Genomic DNA, 5,062 nt, shown 5'->3' with positions numbered 1-5,062 from the left:
CCATGCCGACTTCGAGTGTTTTCCCATCGGATTGGCGTTTGACTTGGTAGAGCGGGCCCTTATAGGAAGCATAGAGAGCACGAGTTGTACTATGCGCCGCAACACACGGAGTACCGGCTGCGGCATAGATGTCGCATGGCCCCTTTGATGCGCTGCCCCTCGCGGTGGACTGTTGCGCTATCGCTGGCGCTACGGAGACCAACATCGATACCGCGGTGAACATCGCTCCAGACCCGAGTGTTAGCTTCATTCATGCTCCAGTCCAGCCATGCTTAGACCGTTAGTGGGTATCGGTTGTTCCCCGCCGAACTGTTGGTATGGCAGTTCGCGGGGAACAGATTCTATGTTTTGCCGTTGTTTGTTTCGCTGCCAGGTACTTCAATAAGGCTGACGCCCCTCTGTAATTCCCTTCCATCCGTCTGTACGAAATGGAACAGCAGGTAAGCCCGCTCCGTTGAACAATGTTGCAACGGGATTGGCCTGCCATGCATACCGCACAGCTACCGGATTTGGGATAAGCGATGTTGAGACGACAACGTAGTCTCCCGAAATATGGGCATCCGCCCACATCCACTTTTGATCATCGCCCGCAATCTGGAACTGTCCGAGATGCTCATCCTTCACCACTAGGCCTCCTTCGGTATGGATGAAGTGGAGCCGAATTGCGCCAGACTGTTTCTCCACCTTATCTACGGTCGGCCCCTGATACACAATGGTTTTGCCATAGTGTTTCGCCAAAGCACATCGAGCCAGCCGGTCGCCAACCGGCGCCTTATTTTTGGGATGAATGTTGCCGGCTTCGCCGGTATCAATGGTGACCGCGAGGCAGGTATTCGGTACCGTGGCCACAGTACCCGCCTGAGCTTCGCGTGTCTCAGCCCATGAGTCTTCCACGGGAACCTCGCTTCTCGCTTTGTACGCAGGCAGGCCAACAATATAGAAAGGGAAATCTCCTTGGTGGAAGGCTCGCCGCCAGTCAGCAATCAATGCCGGCATAACCTTGCGATACTCATAGGCACGCTCAGAGTTTGCTTCGCCCTGGTACCAGAGAGCGCCAGTAATCGCCAACGGCGCCAATGGCGCAATCATTCCGTCATAAAGGACGGAAGGAATAACAGGCCAGTTCTGATAGGCGGCGGGTAGAGGAAACGGAGGACGTGCATCCACACTCACCTTGCCCTTCCAGGGACCGGCAAACGGGATAGCTGTGTTATCGGCGAACTGAAGTTTCAACTCTTCCGGCGCTGCGGTAAAGCCGCCATCTGGCAAGGTCTTCAGGACGCGAATCGTAATCTGATTTTTGCCCGGCTTTAGTACTCCTGGCCGTACAAAATAGTTCCGCGGATTCTCTACCCAAGAACTGGCGCCGACCGTCTGACCATTCACCCATACCGTGTCCATCTTCTCGACAACTCCGAGCCGCACCGTGGCGCGCTGCTCAGGAACCATCTCAGGTAAGGTGAACTCCTTCCGAAAGTAGATAACCGCCGGTGAATCCGCCACGCCGAGATCTCTGAATCCACTCTTGAGTGTGACCGTCGACCACCGGGAATCATCGAACGCAGGCTCCTGCCATCCTTCCTTCTTGCCTATGTCGTACCTGTCATACCAATGGCTGACATAATTGCCGTACTCGGGTAAGCCCTCATCGGCCATCTTCTTGAGTTCGGCCAATGGCGGCTCAAAGTCTTTCAGTTCGTGCAAAGCAGCCACGCTCATCCAGGTCTCAGCTGGGGTGCCACCGACAGCAGCCACTACCAGCCCGATCGGCACATGAAGCTCCCCTTCCAGTCTTCGACTGAAGAAGTACGCAACCGCAGACAATCGCGCCGCCGTCTCCGATGTCACAACCTGCCAGTTTCCCGATGGCACGTTCACGCGGTGATATCCCGATCGTTGCGCGACCACGAAAAACCGTATATCTGGATAGTTTGCGGCTTTTAGCTCCTCGTCAGCATTCATGACCTGCCGCATCATGAATTCCATATTGGATTGCCCACTGCACAACCAGACGTCGCCCACCATGACGTTGTTCAGTTCGGCTACTTGTTTGCCCATAATCTTCATGGTGTACGGTCCACCGACCGCTGGAGGCGTAATCGTCGCAGTCCACTTTCGATCAGTCCCTGCGATCGCTGTTGCAGATACATCCCCTATCCGCACAGTGACCCGGTCTCCTGGTTCGGACCATCCCCAGACGCTGTTCACCTTATCCCGCTGTAGCACCATGTTGTCCCCGAAAATGGGACTCAAGAATGGAAGATGGTCTTTTGGATCTTCCGCCGGCTGCGCAATTGCTATCGATAGCGATAACAGTATTTCAACCGCCACAAGCAGTACGGCTCGCAAAGGCAAATTCATCATCTTATCGATTCCTTCTTCTACGCTTCGCGTTTACCCAATGATTCAGACTCATTTATCAGTTACCGACGCATCCATTCACGTAAACGATTGAGGATTCGATGGCTTCACATTAATCGCGATGAAGCTCGATTACCGCAACAGAGTAAGGCTCCCTGTCAATGGAGAATGTCTTGCTGTATTCCAAGTCACGGCTAACGGTAGAGAAACGATCCGGATACTCGAGAGACGCAACATCCATCAAGCCGGCGGTAATTGTATGAAGTTGTGCCTGGGCCTTTTCAGGAGCATTGGCGCCCTGAAAACGTACGAGCAGTTCTGCATAGTGCTCTTGAAATAGCTTGGACACCGGATAGCTGCCGCCGGGAAACCAGGAGACGTGATCGTGGTAAATAGCAGAGGTCCAGGTTGGGTTGTCTGTGGTGTTGCGCATCAACAGCGCGGGACAGGTCATGGTTAGCCCCGGGCTCAATGCTTCGTACATCATTAAGCTGCCGGCTGCGTGCAGGCCCGCTCGCCAGTCGTACGTGTGTTGCAAACTCCACTCAAGCACGCCTATTTCGATGTTCGGGTGTTTGGAGGCACGCACGTAGTCACGCAATTTCGCCAGGTATTCATGAATGCGCTGTATGCCTGATTCGAAATTGGCAGCCTCGTATTCGTAGTTGTGACAGCCCAGGACGTCGAAGTTACCACCCGCGAGGTCAATGACTGTCTCGCTCCACTCCATGTCGTTTGAGCGTTTCTGTCCACACGCGATGATCTTTGCATCAGGCGCACTCTCTCTCAAGCGCGGACCGAAGGCATTCACGATGGCGGCGTAGGCCTGCGGCGTAAAGCCGTTATTCATCGGCTCATTATCGATTTGAAAGAAGCGCACGCCGTACGGCTCAGGATGTCCATTGGCCGCACGTTGTTTGCCCCACTCCGTACTCGGTGGGTCATTTACATACCGCACCCAGTCGAGGGCGTACTCAATCTCCTTCGGAGACGTATTGGGGGCAGCCAAGGTAATAAGCGGCTCAGCGTTCAGCTTCTTGCACAAGCGGAGGAACTCGTCCGTACCGAAACCGTAGTAGTCGGAATATCCACCCCAGAAAACGTTCGGATGATAGCCACGCGAAGGGTAAGGACCTATCCCCTCTTTCCATCTGTATGTGGATGCGAAGGAACCTCCCGGCCAGCGAATAAACGACGGGCGCAGATCGCGTAGTGCCTTTAGGAGATCGGGACGGAAGCCGCCATCGCGCCGTACGTCGGCGCGCATCATCGAGACGAAGTCGAGCAAGAGCGCTCCGTGGCCTGACGCGACCAGTTCGATGGATGCCTGCGTATCGCGAACAGCGCTTCTGAAGCTGAAGGAAACACGATGCCAATCTCCCGCAGCAACTGCCAGCGGGACCGTCGCCAYAGATTGGCCGTCTGAAGTTTTTACCTGTAGGGATAGGTGCGGGGTACCCCCCTCTCGTTTTACCCACAGGAATCCGTCATATTCAGAGTTGCTTTCGAGAAATATCCTCGCCTGTTGTATCTTTGCTTGCCCCCCGTCGACACTGAGTCGCACACTCTTCGATCCGTTCAGGAATGGAAGGTCAACGTGTTGCACCTCCCCTTGCTTTGTGTCCGATTTCCAGTAGGTCTCGAAGTCCTTGCCTTCAAAACCAGCTCCCCGAATCTGCTCGGCGAACAGTCCGTCCTCGACAGAGTGGTTAATGTGTTCGAGAAATTGCCCATAGATACCCCGATCAATCGGCAGGGTGGCTCTGTCCATATCGACTAGCAGAATTGCGGTCCGCGGCTCTTTTGCATCAGTTTCCGGCGCGAGCGGAAGAGCAAGGCATGACGCGCGTGCGGCGGCTGTCGCTGCGAGGGAGGTGCGAAGAAAATGTCGTCTATTCATTGGTCAAACATTATTGTTGTGATCTGCAGCAAATACCGGAATTCTGGTCGGTCAACGATGGACTCCACGGAAACTCACATCTCATCTCCCGTGTTCGGGCGCAATCTCCGCAATTCGTCCTATTACCTCAATGAGACTTGTCAGCGCAGGAGCTTTCAAAACATAGGTTCTTACTGAAGAACGGCATCACATAGTTTTGGAAACGATCTGCAACTGCGCTCGTGTGCGTGCCGGAGTACACCTCGAACGAATTAGCAATGCCATTGCGTTCTAAGATGTCATGCAGCTTACCGGCATCGACACGCAGACCATCCTGATCGCCGACGTCGATGGAAATGGCACGATACCGTTTTAGATCGCGGATGTATTGGTCGACAAAATCCAACGGCGCATTCGCCGCCCACTTGGCTAGTACATCCGCTTGCGGCGCGCCATCCTTGACCGGCAAGTCGAGATATAGAGGCGGATTCTTAGGGTTCGGCGACCATGCTGCAGCAGACGCCAGTTGAGTACGCGCGGCAAACGGCAACTGGGCGGAATCGGAAGGCGTCTTTACAGCCTCCAGCATTTTCTCAATCTCCGGATTTCCAGGGCCTGCCCGTCTCGCCGACAGACAGCAGGGGCTCATGATATACAAGCTGCCGAAGATATCCGCGTGCTTCATCCCGATTCGGCTGGCCCCATATCCCCCCATGGAATGACCGGCAAGCCCCCGGCTCGCACGATTAGGCAGCGTGCGATAGTGGCCATCGATGTACGTGACCACGTCTTGCGCGATAAACCGCTCGAAGTCTCCTGTCG

The 5,062-nt window shown here is 54.8% G+C and carries 4 protein-coding genes; all 4 read right to left on the bottom strand.

The window, feature by feature from the left end:
• A partial coding sequence (locus AB4043_RS21175; protein WP_442308000.1) for an arabinofuranosidase catalytic domain-containing protein occupies positions 1 to 250 on the bottom strand: 250 nt, incomplete at its 3' end.
• A 128-nt stretch (positions 251 to 378) separates the two neighbouring features.
• The gene (locus AB4043_RS21170) at positions 379 to 2,364 is read right to left on the bottom strand and encodes a sialate O-acetylesterase (RefSeq protein ID WP_442299301.1); all 1,986 of its coding nucleotides are present in this window, start codon (positions 2,362 to 2,364) and stop codon (positions 379 to 381) included.
• A 109-nt stretch (positions 2,365 to 2,473) separates the two neighbouring features.
• Complete coding sequence (locus AB4043_RS21165) at positions 2,474 to 4,132, bottom strand: alpha-N-arabinofuranosidase (protein ID WP_442307999.1); 1,659 nt, start codon at positions 4,130 to 4,132, stop codon at positions 2,474 to 2,476.
• Between the two features lie 256 nt (positions 4,133 to 4,388).
• Positions 4,389 to 5,062 (bottom strand): alpha/beta hydrolase (locus AB4043_RS21160; protein ID WP_442307998.1); only part of this gene is annotated, 674 nt, incomplete at its 5' end.

It is taken from the genome of Terriglobus sp. YAF25 (assembly GCF_052113305.1).
GTDB lineage: Bacteria > Acidobacteriota > Terriglobia > Terriglobales > Acidobacteriaceae > Terriglobus.
Note: the sequence above shows the minus strand (reverse complement) of the source record. Positions and strands in the feature narration are given on the sequence as shown.